Source organism: Mucilaginibacter sp. (assembly GCF_028288225.1).
Taxonomy (GTDB): domain Bacteria; phylum Bacteroidota; class Bacteroidia; order Sphingobacteriales; family Sphingobacteriaceae; genus Mucilaginibacter.
In genome coordinates this window covers 23,598-40,346 of sequence record NZ_JAQBOC010000028.1, presented here as the reverse complement: position 1 = coordinate 40,346, position 16,749 = coordinate 23,598, and the positions used below count along the sequence as shown (strand labels likewise).

Sequence of the window (16,749 nt, the reverse complement as noted above, 5' to 3'; positions counted from 1 at the left end):
AATAAAAGTGAAACGTACTGATAATGAGCGCGTTTCATAACGTTCCGGGTGTTCCGTGGTAAAAATGGAACGCTTTGCCGGCGTGGATACACAAATTTGCGCTTCGCATCAACGCTGTTGCAGAAGGGTTTGGGGTGAGGTGACAATTTGCTTATGTCGAACTCACGTTAACTTAAGTGATTTCGGGATTAATGATGTTCCGCTTTTGGGAGCTGTTGCTGCGGCATCTTAAACATTTGAAACCCGGATTTAATAAAAAGAGAGGCAAAGAGAATCAGCCTGTTCCAACATGTTCAAAAATAAAATCTCAATCCTGCACGGCCATCTTATTATACTTATTCCTGTATTCAACCGGAGTTAAGCCGGTTAACTTTTTAAACATTGCCCTGAATGCTTTGGTATCTGTATAGCCAATATCATACATTACTTCGTTAATATTTTTACGGCTGTTCTCAAACTGGCGCTTGGCCGCTTCTATCTTTACCCGGTGGATATATTCTAGTACCGAATTATTGGTAGCCTCCTTAAATCTTCTTTCAAAACTTCTTCTCCCTATGGCAGTAACATCAGCCAGGTCATCAATAGAAATTTTTTCCTGTGTATGCTGTTCAATATATTCCTGCGCTTTTTTTATGCTTTCGTCACCATGATTTTTTTGGCCCATAAACATAGCGAAAACCGCCTGGCTGTCCCTGTCAATATCCACAGCAAAATATTTAGAGGCAAGCACGGCAGTTGCCCTATCGGTATATTTTTCTAATAAATGCAACAGCAAAGTCCAGTAAGAATTAGCGCCGCCGCTTGAATAGATCCTATGTTCCTCTGTGATAATACTTCCGTCAATCACTTCCACATCCGGGAACATCTGCCTGAACTCATTTTGAAATCCCCAGTGTGTGGAGCACTTTTTTCCATTCAATAGCCCTGTGGAAGCTAACAAAAAAGCGCCTACGCAAAGGGATGCCACCTCGGCGCCGTTTTTATATTGTTCATTGATCCAGGGCAGCAGTGTTTTGTTTTTTGATATGGCTGTTTTCATATCCCCAAACAAGGCAGGTATTAAAACAAGGTCGGTCTTCGTTACATCATTCAGTTGCTTATCGGTATGCACAGAGAACAATCCATCATTTAATTTAACGTCTTTTTTTGCTCCAACTAATTCCACATGAAATAACGGCGCCTTTCCTGATGCCACCAGGAACTGGTTTGCTGCAGAAAAAAGATACTGAGGGTCGGCAATGGCCTGCATTACTGACGATTCCGGAACCAGGATGCTTACATACTTCATGTGACTAAGGTAATATTTTTGTCGCAAAATCCCCTTTATTTGGCACATACTTACAGCATCTGTTTCCGTTTTCCTTGCCAACTTTGTATTGTCAATATATTCATAACAAAACAATTTAAATTTTACAAAATGGAATCTCAGGTGTTTATCAATTTAGCAGTAAAAGACGTTAACAAATCAATGGACTTTTACACCCAAATAGGCTTTACAAACAATCCGCAATTTTCAGACGACACCACTAAATGTATGCTATGGAGCGAACACATTTTTGTAATGATTATGTCGCACGAAAAATTTCAAACTTTTATAACTAAACCCATTGCTGATACGAAGAATAACACTGCGGGATTATTTGCATTGTCAGTAGGGAGTTTGGACAAGGTAAATGAATTAGCAGATAAAGGAGTTGCCGCAGGGGGCGTTGAACCCGTACCATTTGCAGATTATGGTTTTATGCAGAAAAGGAATATTGAAGATTTTGACGGGCACACCTGGGAGATCTTTTTTATGGACATGAGTAAGTTTCCGGCAAACAATTAAATTCTGAATAAAATGGCACAATTCAATCCACAAGTAGATGCGTATATTGCTAAGGCAGCAGATTTTGCAAAGCCTATATTGGAATACCTGCGCAAAATAATTCATGAAACATGCCCCGAAGTTGAAGAGGTAATTAAATGGGGGATCCCTCATTTTGATTACAAAGGCGATATGATGTGCATCCTGGCGTCCTACAAAAAGCATTGTTCGTTCAGCCTTTTTAAAGCGGAATTAATGATCCATCCAAAACTGAAAGAAAATGCCAAACCAGGGCAATCAATGGGAAATATGGATAAGCTCACCTCTTTATCTGATTTGCCTGAAAAGGCTATTTTGGTTGCTTATATAAAAGAAGCGATGGCTTTAAACGAAGCCGGCATAAAAAAAGTACGCCCTGTATCTGAAAAACCACAGGTAATTGAAGTGCCGGATTATTTTACTGAAAAGCTGGCAACCAAGCCGCTGGCGAAAGAAATTTTCGAAAGTAAATCACAGTCTTTTCGCAAGGACTATTTAGTTTGGATAACAGGTGCAAAAACAGATGCCACCCGCCAAACCAGGATGGAGCAGGCGCTGGAGTGGATAGCCGATGGAAAAGGCAGATTTTGGCAATATGAGAAGTAACCTGGTGTAGCGTCAAAATGAATTGACATTTAGTCTCGAGTCTTAAGTTCTAAGTCAGAAGAAAAACAAAATTTGACTTAAGGCTTTCGACTTAAGACTGTTGACTTAGCACCAGTATAATACAATGTAAAAAATGAGTACGATCAATTCATACCTTACATTTAACGGCAACTGCCGTAAGGCCATGGTATTTTATCAGCAATGCCTGGGGGGCGAATTGTTTTTTCAAACCATTGGGGAGTCCCCATTGTCTGAAAAGATGCCCAAAAAGATGAAAGATCTCATCCTGCATTCAACCCTTACTAATGGCAGCCTGCTATTAATGGGTTCTGATATAACATCTGAAACAGGCTTGATCAGGGGGAACGGAGTTTCATTGGTCTTGAATTCAGGGAGCGAAAAAGAAATAAAAAACTGCTATAAAAAACTGGCTGCAGGTGGCCAGGCAACTCAGCCATTACAGAAAAACTTTTGGGGCTCCATGTTTGGCAGCCTCACCGATAAGTTTGGGAATAACTGGCTGCTCAATTGCCAGCCGGAACAATCGGGCAATTTAAATTAATTAAAATGACCAACGAAGCACAAATCAGAATGCTGATTGAAAACTGGGCAGCGGCAATACGCAACAAAGATATTGACGGCATACTTGCGCACCATTCTGCAGACCTGGTAATGTTTGATGTGCCTTTACCATTTCAGTCGGTAGGTATTGATGCCTATCGTAAAACATGGGACCTGTTTTTTAAATATACAAAACCCGGGGTGTTTGATATCACGGAGCTGAACATAATAGCAGATGAGCAGGTTGCTTTCTGCTATGCAACCATGAAGTGTTCTGATAAAAGCAGTTCGGATGAATTTGTGGAATTGCCCTTCAGGCTAACCATCGGGTTAAAGAAAACAGGTGAGCAATGGGTAATTGTGCATGAGCATCATTCTATACCAGGCAATTAATTAATCCCAAATTTGGTGTAATTACTTATGCCCGAAGCGCCTGGTCGAGCTTTTTAAGGGCAATGGTAAGCTGGGCAAATACGGTTTTATTTGAAAGGCCAAGTATAGTTGCTACTTCGTTGCACGACAGATCATCCTCCTTTACCATCCTGAAGATAAGCCTGCACCTTGGCGGTAATTCATTAATCGCTTTTAAAACCTCGGTTTGCAACTCTTTACTGATAAGAAGCTGTGCCGGATCAATAGATAAATGGAAATAATATGCTTCCGTCAGCTTTAGTTCCCTAACCCTTTTTGATGAGATACTTCGTAAATGATTAAGGCAGGCATTTTTTACAGCAACATATAAATAAACCTGTATGTTTCTTATCGAATTGAGATTTTTGCGACCTATCCAAATCCTCAGGAAAACATCATTTACAATCTCTTCCCCTGCTTCCCTGTCGTCTAAAAACGAATATGCAAACTGGTATAATTTAACTATATGCTGTTTATATAGCTCATTGAATGCAGATTCATCGTCATTAAACTGAATTTGATGAATAAGTTCATGGATAGTCACAATTGAGTATGTTTCTTAATAATTATTTGAGGTTTCCCCGAAATACACTGCAATATAGCATAGTTAATGTAAAGAAAATATTACAAACTAAAATATATGGCTTTGTGGCAGGTATTACAGGCCCTTAGCCTTGCTCTTTTGCAGGTTAACGGCGATGTTTGTTTTAGCAACGCGCCGGATACTTTTAATGAAACGACCCTGTAGACATGCAGCCTTTGCTTCCGAAACCAAATTACAGAAGAAATTAAATGAATTATTACCAATTAAATAGCTTTGATCGCAGGCGGGAATAGAAGGTGCAGGTACTGATTTGGGCAAAAGAAACCTGCCCTAATTAACAATGTGTGAAAACTGCTGCAAAGGATGCAATTGCCTCATAGTATATTATTAAACGGCTTCACTTCTGTTTGTATTTATATCCTTATTTAGATGTGTATTAGCTGCTTGCCAAATAAACCCTTCTATTTTGGCATACTGTTCTTCCAGTTTTCTGAGTAATTGAAATTGGGCACGCGCACGCTGAAGGTTGTGATCAGGAACGTGTGTTTTATAATAAACGTCCCCATTTAAATAATCTGTGAGGAAACGGACTCCCTGCATGTAGGGAAATAGCAGCACGCTCAGTGGAAGTGATCTTATTTCGTTTTCTGTCAGGAAACCGGCAGATTCTTGTAAGTAGCCCCGGGTAAAAGCTTCGAAAAGGGGGATATTTAAACTGATCTTATTCAAATCCGCCTCATCTTCCGGCGCGGTATTAATAATGGAACGGATAGCGTCTCCAAAATCATAAGCTACATAGCCGGGCATTACGGTATCCAAATCGATGACACATTGAGCCTGATCGTTTTCATCCAGCAATATATTATTGAACTTTGTATCGTTATGGGTGATCCTTAGGGGTAATCCGCCTTCTCTGCCCAGGTTCAGGATCGCACACATATGCTCTACACGGTGCTGAATAAATTCCACCTCTGCCGCTACGGTTTTTTTTCTGTCTAAAGGATCAGTCTGTAAGGATGTATTAAGCCGGGTGAGCCTCAGGCCGATATGATGAAAAGCAGGAATTGTGTAATTCAATAAATTAATATCCAGGTCAAATAAAAGCATCTGAAATTTTCCAAAAGCTTTGCCCCCTTCAAAAGCCTGTTCATTTGTTTGAACAATATCAATGCTTTTGGTATTTTTAAGATACTTATACATTCTCCAGTAATTGCCCCGTTCATCTGAAAAATAATAGCTGTGATCGTTTGTCATTACCAGGGAGAGCACTTCCTTATCCGGGTCAGCACCAGGAATTTCTTTCAATTTGGATCGCAGATGGTTGGTCACCAGGTGAATATTATTTATTAAAGAGGGAATGTCTTTAAAAACCCGGTGATTGATCCTTTGCAGTAAATAACCAGGATCTTCCTTGTTAGTATTATTTATGTAATAGGTATCATTAATATGTCCTGAACCGTAAGGTTCTATAGAAGCTACATCTGCCCCAACTATAAAATTTGAAGCAATTTTTAATAAATTCAACTTCTTCTTAGCCTGAATCATAGTTATTGTTGTGTAAGTAAAATTCCCCGGCCTTTTCGGAGACAACACATGGTCCATTTGCTCACCATTTTTTCTGCTGCCTGACCGGGGTTTGGATTTTAATGCAATCTATCTTTATTCATATTCCCGGTAGGCGCCAAACCTCGCCAGCTGATCTTCACCCAACTGGTTTGGTATAGGAAGTGCCGGGATATTAAGTTTTTTGCAAATTTGCATCCACAGACCGGTGCGGGTATAGGTTTGATGTACCAATTGAAATGGAACAGATAAAAGCAAATCTTTTGCGGCCTGTGGTTCACCTTTATCAATCAGCAACTGAATCTTCCGTTCAATAACCCATTCATCTTTCAACGCATCAACTTTCGCCAGCCATTTTTCGCGCTCAGCAATGGTTTGAAGTCCAAGATTTCTCAGTACTTTATCCCGTTCGATTATCACTTGCGGATGTATTTGCAGCCATGGCTCAGTAATTGCATCAAATGCGTGCCTGGCACCCGTCATATCTCCTTTTTGTTTAAGCAGCCTGGCCAGGAGCACTTTTGCCAATCCGGCTTTGGTGACCGAAAGTATTTTAATAGCTTCATCTGCCTTTCCCCGACCCGCCAGCCATGTTCCGTAATAGAAACGCCAGTTATCCGCTGTTACTCCGCTTGTTTTATCAATGGCCCACTTAAAGGAAGCATCCATATTTTCCATCCCGGATGGCGGCCAGAGGTTCTGATCGGCTTCGGGAGGAAGCGGCAGAGGTACTTTCTTTTGATAAGCATAAACCAGCTTATTCCATACGGCTACATCAGCCGCCCGGGCCCATTCAAAAAGAGGGATTTCCTTAACAGGCCTTAACGACTGCTCCGGAACTTTTAACTGGTAAATATCCATTGCTTTATCGGAAGGAATCCAATATTCTGTGTGCCACCTGGTTTCTTTTGGATGTAATTCCAATTTGATGGACTGATCGCCTATGGGGCCGCCCTGCAATTCAATGTATTGCTGGCGCTTTGCTGTACTCAGCATTGACCATGAAGTGTCGCCCGCCACACCATAGCTCCATAACTTCATGCCGGGAGCAATGGTTTCTTTTGCTATATGATACAAACCGGTACCGGATGATGGCGTATAGGCGCCAAAAGCATTTGCGTCCCTGCTTTCCCAAAAATATCCGGTCATTTCTTTAATGTCTGCCTGCGTACGGGGGCCATTTTTTTCCCAGTCTATAGTATCAACTTTTGATGAGTGAGATAATACTTTGCCTTTAGGGAAGTAAAATTTTGTGTCGGGAGCCGATGGTATTGCGGCGTTGGACCATGACATCCAGGGATAAGCTTCGGTTCCAGGGTTGTAAAAGATAGCGCGCTCCGTCAAAAATCCGTCTTTTGGCCCCAAAGAATATTCAACCGACCATTTCATGCCAAAACGAAGTTCTCTTTCGCCACAGGTAACATAGACCCTATCAGCTGTTTTGTCAATTTTATAACTTACTTTTTCATTTTGGCTGGGCGAGTGTGATATGGGGAAACTTACCTCAATTCCGCCAGCTGTAAAATAGAATCGGGGCAAAATTCTTGTCTGCCGTATCACATCCGGCACATACAAAACCTCCTTACCTGATTTTTTAAGAATCATTGAGGTTACCTTTCCGCCCAGGTCAGGGCATATTGTTACCCTAACCTGGTCGTTTTCGAGCGTAATAAAGTGATATTTTTTCGGCACCGGCCGGTTGGATGTTTCACAATAACTTACATAAGGATACACGCCATTGGGATCATAAGCTGTTGGCACCGGGCCAAAAGGCGTTAAATTGTGCGTCAGCTTATAGTCCTGGTATTCTTTACATATAACAGTTGATCCGGAGGTTTGGGCAATGCTATTAAATGTAACACCGGTTACCAACAATAACATCAAAATTTTAAATCTCATAGGTAATGAATTTATTTGGTTCTATGCACTAAACGGTCACTCAATTCCCTTATCATTTTTTCACCTTCATAAACCTGCGTCTTTAGTTTGTCCTCATTAAATTCATGTTCGGTTGTCAGCGTTTTTAAATGCGCATCAAATTTGCTCATCAGGTCCCTGGTTTTAGTATCCGTTGATGCTGATGCCATTGCCCTTATGATCCTGATCTTTTCATAATCAGCAATGCCCTCTCTTAATTTTTCAAACCTGATCCCGCTGTTTGCCCCCGGGTAAACCAAATAGCAATCGCCTGCGGCCCAGCTTCCATGGCGCGCATCCCTTACCGGGTCCTGTGTCCAGGCATCGTATGCCCAGCGCAGAAAGCCGTTATAACCGTAAGCTGATGCATACCAGCTGATCCACCTGCCCTCAATGGGTGGCGAAAAGAGAAAATTATTTGGCTTGGGCGGATTACAGCAAACATAATAGGTAGTTGTAAACCCTTTTGCGGTACGGTTCTTTACCACATCCACAGGTGATTCCTTCCCTGCGAGAAAGCTGTAATCGTTTAAAAGATCATTCAGTTCAGGATGCCAGTCGCCTGCATAGGTGATCTTCCAGTTTGGTGAATTATCCCTGACCACTTTAATGGCTGCCAGGGTTTCGTCCATAGCATTCTCATTAATGCCGATATAGGTTTTATCCAACCAGCCTTTCTTTTTCAAATGTGCGCGGAGGTCATTAAGGAACGGGTTCCAATAAGCTTTGAATTTTTCTGATGTCGGCGGCCATGACTCCGTTACATAATCACCAGTCTTTTCATCAATATACCGAAACCGGTATCCTCCGGGAAGGGGCGTATAAACAGTGATCGCTTTATCAATTCCAACACTCATTGCTAATTCAACATACTCATCAAAAATTTTGTAGTCGAATTTCCATGAACCATTTTTTTGCTTGGTAGATTCGATCATACCGCCTTCAATTGTATATGAATTATCACTCCAGGGTGAGTTTACCGCATAGGTGGTAATGTACTTACCGCCGGCATCGGCATAAAGCTTCAAATGCTTTTTTAATAACAATTTATGCTCTTCAGACCAGGGCTCCAGATGATTATCCCAGGCAAGCACCCAGGGGTTTTGCCACAGATCAAGCCTGTATTTCCAATCATGCGGAAGCGGCAGCACTTGATTTTGCACATCAACATTCAGTTCAAGTGAAGTTTCAAAGCCTTTAGCCTTTACGCTAATGGTGCCCTTATAATGGCCCGGCGAAGTACCGGCAGGAATATTTAAAGTTAGCCAAACCGGCCTTACTGTTTTTCCAGGCACATCAAACCGGTCAAATGTTTCAAAGCGATCGGGCATTAAGTAACCGTTTTTATAAGGCGAGTCGCCGCAGGTTACGTTACTTGCCCCGTAAGGGTAATTTGCCAATACGTACCGCACCATATTCAGCTTCATATTGTTTTTGCTGATCACATTGCCTTTAGCATTCACGAGGTTGCCCAGTTTAAAACGAACCTGTTCAAGGGTATCTGCCGACCATACTATTACCTGGGCATTCAAGCGCTCCCCTTTCCATCCGCTGCCATACCATGATTTCGTTTCTTTTTGTACACCAGGCACCTCTGTACGAAAATAGAGCGCGTCTGTTGATCCAAAGCTAACATGGAGGCCCTTTTCTGAATTCCAGCGGGCCGGGTTTGTGGATTTGTCTAAAGTATATTCAGCCTGGTAATGCGTACTTAACGCCGGCATCAGGGATGAATCAATTTGTCCCTGGTAAACCTGGGCCAATGCCGTCCCGGCAATTAATTGTATTAACGATATGATCAATAATGGTTTTCTCATTTTTTTAGTCTTTAAATATCCTGTTATGCCGGAACTTACCAACCTGGATTTTGTTTAAGCGTTCCTTTTGACAATTGAATTTGTTGCAATGGAATCGGATCAAGGTAATGTTTAGGAAGGAATTTGCGGGCAGCAGCCGGTTCAGCAATAATAAATCCATTTTCATCAACTTGTATGTCAGAACCAATTTTCAGATCGGGGTATCTTTGCTGATATTCCGTTCCTGTAAATTTAACTCCTTTTAATGCTTGCGGCAATACCGTTTCTGCAATTTTCCATCTTCGCAGGTCATCCCGTCTGTAGCCCTCAAACGCAAGCTCAACAGTCCGTTCCCTCCGTATCTCATTTAACATATTTAAACCATTAGCAGCAACAAAGGCGTTGGTAAGAGCAGGCATATTTACCCTGCTCCTGATCACGTTAATAGTACGGTTGAGGTCCTGGTCGGATATTTGTCCGTTTTGCTCATATAATGCTTCTGCCAGAATCAGTAATACTTCGGCGTACCTGAACTCTTTAAAATCATACGCCCCCTGAAATGTTGCCGCATCAATGGTTTCATCTAAAAACTTCCTGATCATATAACCGGTATGCGTAGCATTCGAGCCGGTAAAGCCGGGATAAGTAGGCTGCATTAAGCCGCCTTCGAAAAATATAGTGCTACCCGGAACAATGAAGGTCATTGACATCCTCGGATCTCTGTTCTGGAACTCACTGGTAAGTGTATTATAACCGTGAAATAAGGGCGATTGCGTAATTGGGCGCCCATCAGTGGCGAGATACTGATCGGCCAGGTCTTTTGTAGGCACCATTGCGTTAAACCATAATTCCCTCGTCCAGTTGTGCACAATGCGATTGGCATAATACCTTCTGGCAAGTATTACTTCTTTACTGTCATCTCCCTGCAAAATAAAGAGGTATTTATAGCTATCGGCTCCCTTTTCTGTATACAAAGCATATTCATTGGATGTTACCGCCAAATTTGACGCAGCTACAGCTGCCTCCAGGTATTTGGCCGCATCACCCTCACCGTGATATTTGACCCAGGTACCCATATAAAGTGCTACCCTTGCTTTTAGGGCCAGGGCTGCACCCTGGGTAACACGCCCTTGTTCGCCGGCACTTAACTGGCTTTGTTTGGGCAATTTACTGAATGCATTATCCAGGTCACTTAAAATAAAGTCAATGATCTCTGTTTGGGTTGATCGTGGTGAATATAGTTCAGAAGAGGTTACATCCAGTACTTTATCAATTTTAGGAACACCTCCAAAAGTTTTAACCAGTTTCCAATAATTATATGCCCTAAAGAATGCTGCTTCCCCTACCCATCTGTCAATAGCTGTGCCTAATTTAGATTCAGGTGCTTTTTGAAGCAAATAATTAATTCCCCTGATATGCGAATAGCAGGAATCCCATACAGCGGATGTAGCCGCCGGCAGATAAGAGCCATTACTAACCGGATTTGCCCCTGAACCAAAGGCAATATCAGAATTATTATCAATATACTCCGGCGCCTGCTGCAACCCGTAATAAAAATTATTTGCTGCTAACTGGAAATCTCCGGGCGCTTTCCAGAATGACGCGTCTGAAAGCTGATCCTTGGGTGTAAGCTCCAGGGATTTTTTGCAGCCTGTAACTATCAAAACTGCAAAAAGGAATATGTATTTTTTATTTATTAATCGTCTCATGATTTCTATTACTTTAATGTTATATCAAGACCAAAGGAAAAGAATCTCTGGAAGGGATAATTAAATCCACTTTGCGATGCTTCCGGATCCCATCCTCCCAGCACACTATCCTTTTCCCATAAATCCTGTCCGCCTACATAAACCCTGGCCCTTGAAAGGAAAGTTTTTTCTAACAGGCTTTTAGGCAATGAATAACCAATTGTTAAGTTTTTAAGCCTGATATAAGCACCATTTACTTTCTGTAAAGTTGAAGGCTGATAATTCCAATAGCGGATATTTCCATTGCTTAACTCCGGATATTTTGCATTCGGGCGATCTGCATTCCAGGTTTGATTAAAATAAAATTCCGGCGGCTGTCTCCACCAGTCACTCCAGGGGATTGAGTATTCGCCTGTTCTGAATAAAGTACGCTTGCCTACACCTTGTAAAAAGATGCTAATGTCAAAATTACTGTAATTGGCGGTCAGGTTAATTCCAAAATTATATCGCGGGGAAATTGTACCCACATTCTCCACATCGCCGTTATCACCTGGTTTATTGCCATAAGCGCTTATTTTACCATCTCCGTTTAAATCTTTAAACCTGGCATCGCCTATTTGTATATCCGACGGAACACCATCCAATTTTTTATAGGCATCCAGCTCCTGTTGGTTTCGTATTAAACCGTCAAAAACATAAGCAAAGTAGGTATTGATGGGGTAACCCTGGCGGATAGTGTTCAAACCGGGAACATAAGTATCAGCACCGCCGTAGTTAATAACTTTGTTCTGCGCATCGCTTACAATCACACGGGCAGAGTAATTAAACTTGCCAACTTTATCCTTATATGCAATTGAAGTTTCAAAACCCCATGTTTTCAATTCCCCGGAGTTGGAATATGGTGCTACGGATCCTAAAATACTTGGATAGGTTACCGGGATTAACAGGTTTTTATTATTTTTTATAAAATAATCGAAGGAAAAATTAAGTTTAGAATTAAACAAGCTTGCATCCAATCCGATATTTTTATTAATTAGCCTCTCCCATGTCCTGTTTGTAGATACCATTCCGGCCAGTGTAGCTGCTTGAGTTTGGCCGCCAGCTCCAAAAGGATATGAACCACCAACATTTATCAGCTGTAAATAATCATACAAACCAATGCCTTCCTGGTTACCGGTTTGACCATAAGATGCCCGTAATTTTAAATCAGATAAAAATTGAACATCTTTTAAAAATTTCTCCTGCGAAATTCTCCAACCAACTGAAACACCAGGAAATAAGCCATACTGGTGACCCGGTTCAAATCTTGAACTCCCATCATATCTCAGGTTTGCTTCCAGCATATATTTATTATCATAAGCATAGCTAAATCTCGAAAACAAAGAATTGATGCCCCAGTGATTTCCACCACCGGCATTACTCATGTTGTTTGTTCCGCCCAGGTTCAATGCCCATACATCCTGGGATATAAAGTTATCCCTACGGGCATTAAACCAATCAAAGTTACTTTCCTCATGAGAAGCACCCGCCATGAAATCTATTTCATGCTTTTTCCACAATTTTTTACTGTATTGTAAATAGCCGGTGTAATTATGATAGGTTGTGTGTGAATTATAAACCGACAGACTGCTTTGACTGGGATTTGCTATAGCATAGTAAGCGAGATTTCCGTCCCAATTGTATAATGGCACTGATTTGGCAATATCATTATCATTCTCTGATGAATAATTTACGCCAGCCTGCAGGTTTAATTTTAACCCTGTGGCAACGTCTGCAGTTAATTTAAAATTTGTGTTCAGGTTACGTGTGTTAAAGGTAGATGTTGCCGCTTGTTTAGCTTCGGCAACCGCATTACCCCATCCCCCCTGGGCAAAAAACTCGCCTTCCTTGTTATAAACCGGAACGTTTGGCATTCCAAAAATGGCTTCCGTTATCAATCCGCTTGATCCTACACCTCCTATATCCGTACGATCCTGATTTTCAATTGAAACCTTTGTTTCCAGGCGGAGCCACTTTGCAAAATCATAATCATAGTTCAGCCTTAGGTTATATCTTTTGTTACCATTATCTGCATATTTAATAACGCCTTTCTGATCAGCATATCCTCCTGATAAATAATAAGTAGAATTCTCTCCGCCTCCCGAAATATTAACATTGTGCTTTTGCTGAAAGCCATTTCCAAGCACAGCCTTTACCCAGTCGGTATTGGTAAAGAAAAGCTTCCAACCACCATAAAGGGGATGGTCAATAGGATTTGGATCGTTATTTCTTATCCTTTGTAACAGGTCTGCAGTATACATTGGTGCCGAACCATTATGAATATTTGCTTCATTATCCATCAAAGCCATTTGATAATTGGTCGGGCTTTTCATCATGCCCGATTCTTTTGTTATGGCTGCATTTCCACTGTAGCTCACAATGGGTTTACCTTTTTTACCTCTTTTGGTAGTAACGATAAAAACCCCGTTTGCCGCCCTGGCACCATAGATTGAGGCGGAGGCATCTTTCAACACATCAATAGATTGAATATCATCCGGATTTAATAAATTAAGGTCGCCCGGAATTCCATCAACCAGTACGAGCGGCGAATTCCCTCCGTTTGTTGAAGAATAGCCTCTTACATTAAGGCTAAACCCTTCAGCTCCCGGCTGCCCGGTGGATCTTTCTATCACCATTCCCGGAATTTCTCCCTGTAATGCTGATAAGGCATTAGATGTTGGGCGCGATTCAAATACTTCCGATCCGACAGAAGAAACTGCCCCTGTCAGGTATTTTCTTTTCTTTGTTCCGTATCCTATTACTACTACCTCATTTAAGCTGGTATTGGTTTCTTCGAGGATGACATTTAGTACATTGCTGCCATTCACAGGTACTTCCAGGGTTTTATACCCTATATATTTAAAAATCAATATTGCATTTTCAGGAACAGTGACATTAAAGGCGCCTTTTATATTGGTAACTCCAAGCGCCTTGTTTGTAGATTTTAAAAAAACGGAAACGCCTGGGAGCGGACCAGTTTTATCACTTACTGTTCCACTAACTGAAATATCAGCAATTGCAGCGCTGGTTAAACCTGTTGAGACAGGCCTGCTGCTGATCATTGATTTTTCTGCTGCTTTTATAACAATCGTCTTTTCATAAAAAGTATAAATTAAAGATTGCCTCTGAAGGCAGGTTTTCATTACCTCTTCTAAAGGGGTATCGTTAAAATCAGCATTGATTTTTTGATTAGCCTTTAATTTGTCAGGCTGGTATAGCACGTCATAGCCGGTCTGCTTTTTGATCTCTTTAAAAACTTGCTTAAGCGTAACCCCTTCCTTTTTCAAACTCAGTTTTTGAGCAAAGGTTGTGGCGCTTACCTGCATCATGGTTGCAATCAATAAAATAATTGTAAGTTTCATCGTCAGCAGCAGTTTAGAAATATGATGGTGTAGCCGGCATAAAAATTTTGAGTAAATTTTATACATTTGAGTTGTCTGTTTAAATTTAAAATAGTATTTCATACACTTATGAGGCTTTGATCAGGCAATTCTTCAGGGGTGTTGTAGCACCCCTGATCTTTTATTCTGACCGCCGTTCCCGGTACTGCTAAGGGTCTTTTTTCTGTCTCTTCATTTTAGGTCGGTTTTAGTTTTATAATTAGGTGATTTGATTTTGCAGGTAAAAAAAATTTGACAGGTTAATTGCTTACTATGATCTTATTCCCATCTATCTTAAAATGAACCGCATTGGTTAATTCAAGGATCCTGGTAACCTGTGAAACATTTTTGTACTTTGATACAGTACCGCTAAAAACCAGTGATAGCGGAGCATTGTCTTTATACTCCACATCCACGTTGTACCAGCGGGAAACTTTCCGCATGATGCTTTCAAGGTTTTCGTCGTTAAACTGGAAATATCCATTTTTCCAGGCGAGAGCTTCATCCGGATCTACCTGTTGTACATTTACCCCCAGTGTGCTTACTGTTGACTGCTGCCCGGGTTTGATAATTATGTTTTTGTGGTTAGTAACTGCAGTAATCTTCACGGATCCCTCCATCAAAGTAGTAGCTGTTGCTTTTTCATCACTATAGGCATCCACATTAAAATGTGTTCCTAATACCTCTACTACCTGCTGTTCCGTTTTCACTCTGAATGGCATCGTTTTATTATGGAATACTTCAAAATAAGCTTCGCCTTTTAGCTCCACTAAACGCTCCTTATCACCAAATACAACAGGATACTTTAATGAAGACGCCGCATTTAACCATACATGCGTGCCATCAGGAAGAATTAGTCGATACTGTTCCCCTCTTGAGGTTTCCAGCATATTGAATGGACCCGGGGATACTGCTTTATTATCAGCTGCACCTGAAGTGTAAATAAGTTCCCCATTTTTGGTTTTGCTGATAACTACCCCGGCTTCATGAGCCAGCTGCCCGGTAATTGCATTTCCTAATACCAGCTTTTTCCCATTAGCCAAAGTCAAAGTAGCTTTGTTTTTTCCGGGAGCAACGTCATTTTTTGCAACAATATTTGTTGACACCCCGTTTTTTGGATATAGCAGAAAATAACTTCCAGCAGAAATAAAGACCAGGACAATGGCTGCTGCAGCAATACAATACCATAAGCTCATCTTCTTCAGAAAAGCCTGTTTCGGCTGTATAAGCATCCACACGCTGTCCAAATCTTTGGCCCGGTCCTCATCCTTCATTGTAAAAGGATCGGATTGATTATAAGTCAGGTACCAGCTTTCCAAAAATGCCTTATCTTCCGGGGTAGATTGGCCGGTTCTGTAACGTTCCAATAATTCATTTAATTCTCGCTCTTCCATGTTAATTAAAGGCTTACTGTGCCTTAATTAATAGTAAGGAAAGATCAAAGGGCGGAACAGGTAGAAGAAAATTAAATTTTTTATTTTTTATAGATGGCTTAGCGATGCATCATCAAAAACAGGTATATTAAAACACCTAATTTTACTTTAAGAATTCTTAGCGCATTAGTGATTTGCTTGCTGACTGTTTGCTCAGAGATCTCTAACTTCCAGGCGATTTCTTTATGACTCAGGTATTCCTTCCTGCTCAGCTCAAAAACCTCCCTCATTTTAGGCGGCAACAGCACAATCTCCTTTTCAATAACCTCCCTGAGCTGCTTTTCTCTGATCAGATGGTCTGTAACCACATTTTCCTGGCTGGAAAATACTTTTATGGAATCAATGTACTTTTCCTGAACTTTTTTATGGGCAATTTTGTTTAAAATGGCATTACGGACCGCACCATAAAGATATCCCGATAAATTTCCGGAAAACTGGATCACCTCACGTTTGGACCATAAATAGCTAAAGACTTCATGGATTATATCCCCGGCTTCTTCCCGGTCGCGCAATTTGTTTACAGCATGTGCATGAAGAATAAACTTGTATCGGTTATAAATTTGGGCATAGGCCATATGATCCCCTTTATTCAGAAGATTAATTAATTCCAGATCTGCTAATTGGTTATAGTCTTTCATTTACTCATCAATTAGGGAATGTGAGTATACATATCGCAACGTAGCTATAACTGGATTAAATTCGTCTACAAAGCAATACGCAAACGTTTGATCAAACATTTAAATAACCGTATATGCGATGGTTAAGATCCATCCAAAGCGCCCATTATATTGCAGTAATAATTGGTTTTAAGGCACTTACCTACTGTTACATAAAATACTTCCATAAAACAATGCGCAAACGTTTGATAAGCATTTTAAATGAACTTTTTATGCTTTCTGACCGAATCAATCATACGTTTTTAATGATCGAAATTGGAACAAGGTTTGTTTGGCAATTTGAAGTTA

General features: G+C 40.9%; 13 protein-coding genes. 4 read left to right on the top strand and 9 right to left on the bottom strand.

Annotation, left to right across the window (positions count from 1 at the left end; translation table 11 throughout):
• Positions 1–307 precede the first annotated feature (307 nt).
• The gene (locus JWQ54_RS08270) at positions 308–1,288 is read right to left on the bottom strand and encodes a GlxA family transcriptional regulator (protein WP_299582908.1); all 981 of its coding nucleotides are present in this window, start codon (positions 1,286–1,288) and stop codon (positions 308–310) included.
• Between the two features lie 129 nt (positions 1,289–1,417).
• On the opposite strand from JWQ54_RS08270, the gene JWQ54_RS08265 reads away from it, so the two are divergent.
• The 4 genes from JWQ54_RS08265 (at position 1,418) to JWQ54_RS08250 (ending at position 3,406) form a co-directional block, all read left to right on the top strand.
• Positions 1,418–1,828: a VOC family protein gene (locus JWQ54_RS08265; RefSeq protein ID WP_299582905.1), complete on the top strand. Its 411-nt coding sequence runs from the start codon at positions 1,418–1,420 to the stop codon at positions 1,826–1,828.
• Between the two features lie 12 nt (positions 1,829–1,840).
• Complete coding sequence (locus JWQ54_RS08260; protein ID WP_299582903.1) at positions 1,841–2,452, top strand: DUF1801 domain-containing protein; 612 nt, start codon at positions 1,841–1,843, stop codon at positions 2,450–2,452.
• A 133-nt stretch (positions 2,453–2,585) separates the two neighbouring features.
• A complete protein-coding gene (locus JWQ54_RS08255) occupies positions 2,586–3,014 on the top strand; it encodes a VOC family protein (protein ID WP_299582900.1) in 429 nt (142 codons plus the stop codon).
• A gap of 5 nt (positions 3,015–3,019) precedes the next feature.
• Positions 3,020–3,406, top strand: a complete 387-nt coding sequence (locus JWQ54_RS08250; protein ID WP_299582897.1) for a nuclear transport factor 2 family protein — start codon at positions 3,020–3,022, stop codon at positions 3,404–3,406.
• A gap of 25 nt (positions 3,407–3,431) precedes the next feature.
• Here JWQ54_RS08250 and JWQ54_RS08245 read toward each other — a convergent pair whose 3' ends face one another.
• The 8 genes from JWQ54_RS08245 to JWQ54_RS08210 all read right to left on the bottom strand — a co-directional run bounded on the left by JWQ54_RS08245 (position 3,432) and on the right by JWQ54_RS08210 (position 16,422).
• Complete coding sequence (locus JWQ54_RS08245; RefSeq protein WP_299582894.1) at positions 3,432–3,968, bottom strand: RNA polymerase sigma-70 factor; 537 nt, start codon at positions 3,966–3,968, stop codon at positions 3,432–3,434.
• Between the two features lie 387 nt (positions 3,969–4,355).
• Positions 4,356–5,513, bottom strand: a complete 1,158-nt coding sequence (locus JWQ54_RS08240; RefSeq protein ID WP_299582891.1) for an aminoglycoside phosphotransferase family protein — start codon at positions 5,511–5,513, stop codon at positions 4,356–4,358.
• A 114-nt stretch (positions 5,514–5,627) separates the two neighbouring features.
• On the bottom strand, positions 5,628–7,430 hold the full coding sequence (locus tag JWQ54_RS08235) for a DUF5107 domain-containing protein (RefSeq protein ID WP_299582888.1): 1,803 nt from the start codon (positions 7,428–7,430) through the stop codon (positions 5,628–5,630).
• 11 nt (positions 7,431–7,441) lie between these two features.
• On the bottom strand, positions 7,442–9,265 hold the full coding sequence (locus JWQ54_RS08230) for a glycoside hydrolase domain-containing protein (protein ID WP_299582885.1): 1,824 nt from the start codon (positions 9,263–9,265) through the stop codon (positions 7,442–7,444).
• Between the two features lie 35 nt (positions 9,266–9,300).
• A complete protein-coding gene (locus JWQ54_RS08225) occupies positions 9,301–10,953 on the bottom strand; it encodes a RagB/SusD family nutrient uptake outer membrane protein (RefSeq protein WP_299582882.1) in 1,653 nt (550 codons plus the stop codon).
• Positions 10,954–10,961: 8 nt separating this feature from the next.
• The gene (locus tag JWQ54_RS08220) at positions 10,962–14,333 is read right to left on the bottom strand and encodes a TonB-dependent receptor (protein WP_299582880.1); all 3,372 of its coding nucleotides are present in this window, start codon (positions 14,331–14,333) and stop codon (positions 10,962–10,964) included.
• A 278-nt stretch (positions 14,334–14,611) separates the two neighbouring features.
• Positions 14,612–15,745 (bottom strand): FecR domain-containing protein, encoded by a 1,134-nt coding sequence (locus JWQ54_RS08215; RefSeq protein ID WP_299582878.1) that lies wholly within the window; start codon positions 15,743–15,745, stop codon positions 14,612–14,614.
• Between the two features lie 98 nt (positions 15,746–15,843).
• Positions 15,844–16,422 carry an RNA polymerase sigma factor gene (locus JWQ54_RS08210; protein WP_299582877.1) on the bottom strand — a complete coding sequence of 193 codons (579 nt, stop codon included), beginning with the start codon at positions 16,420–16,422 and terminating at the stop codon, positions 15,844–15,846.
• Positions 16,423–16,749: the final 327 nt, after the last annotated feature.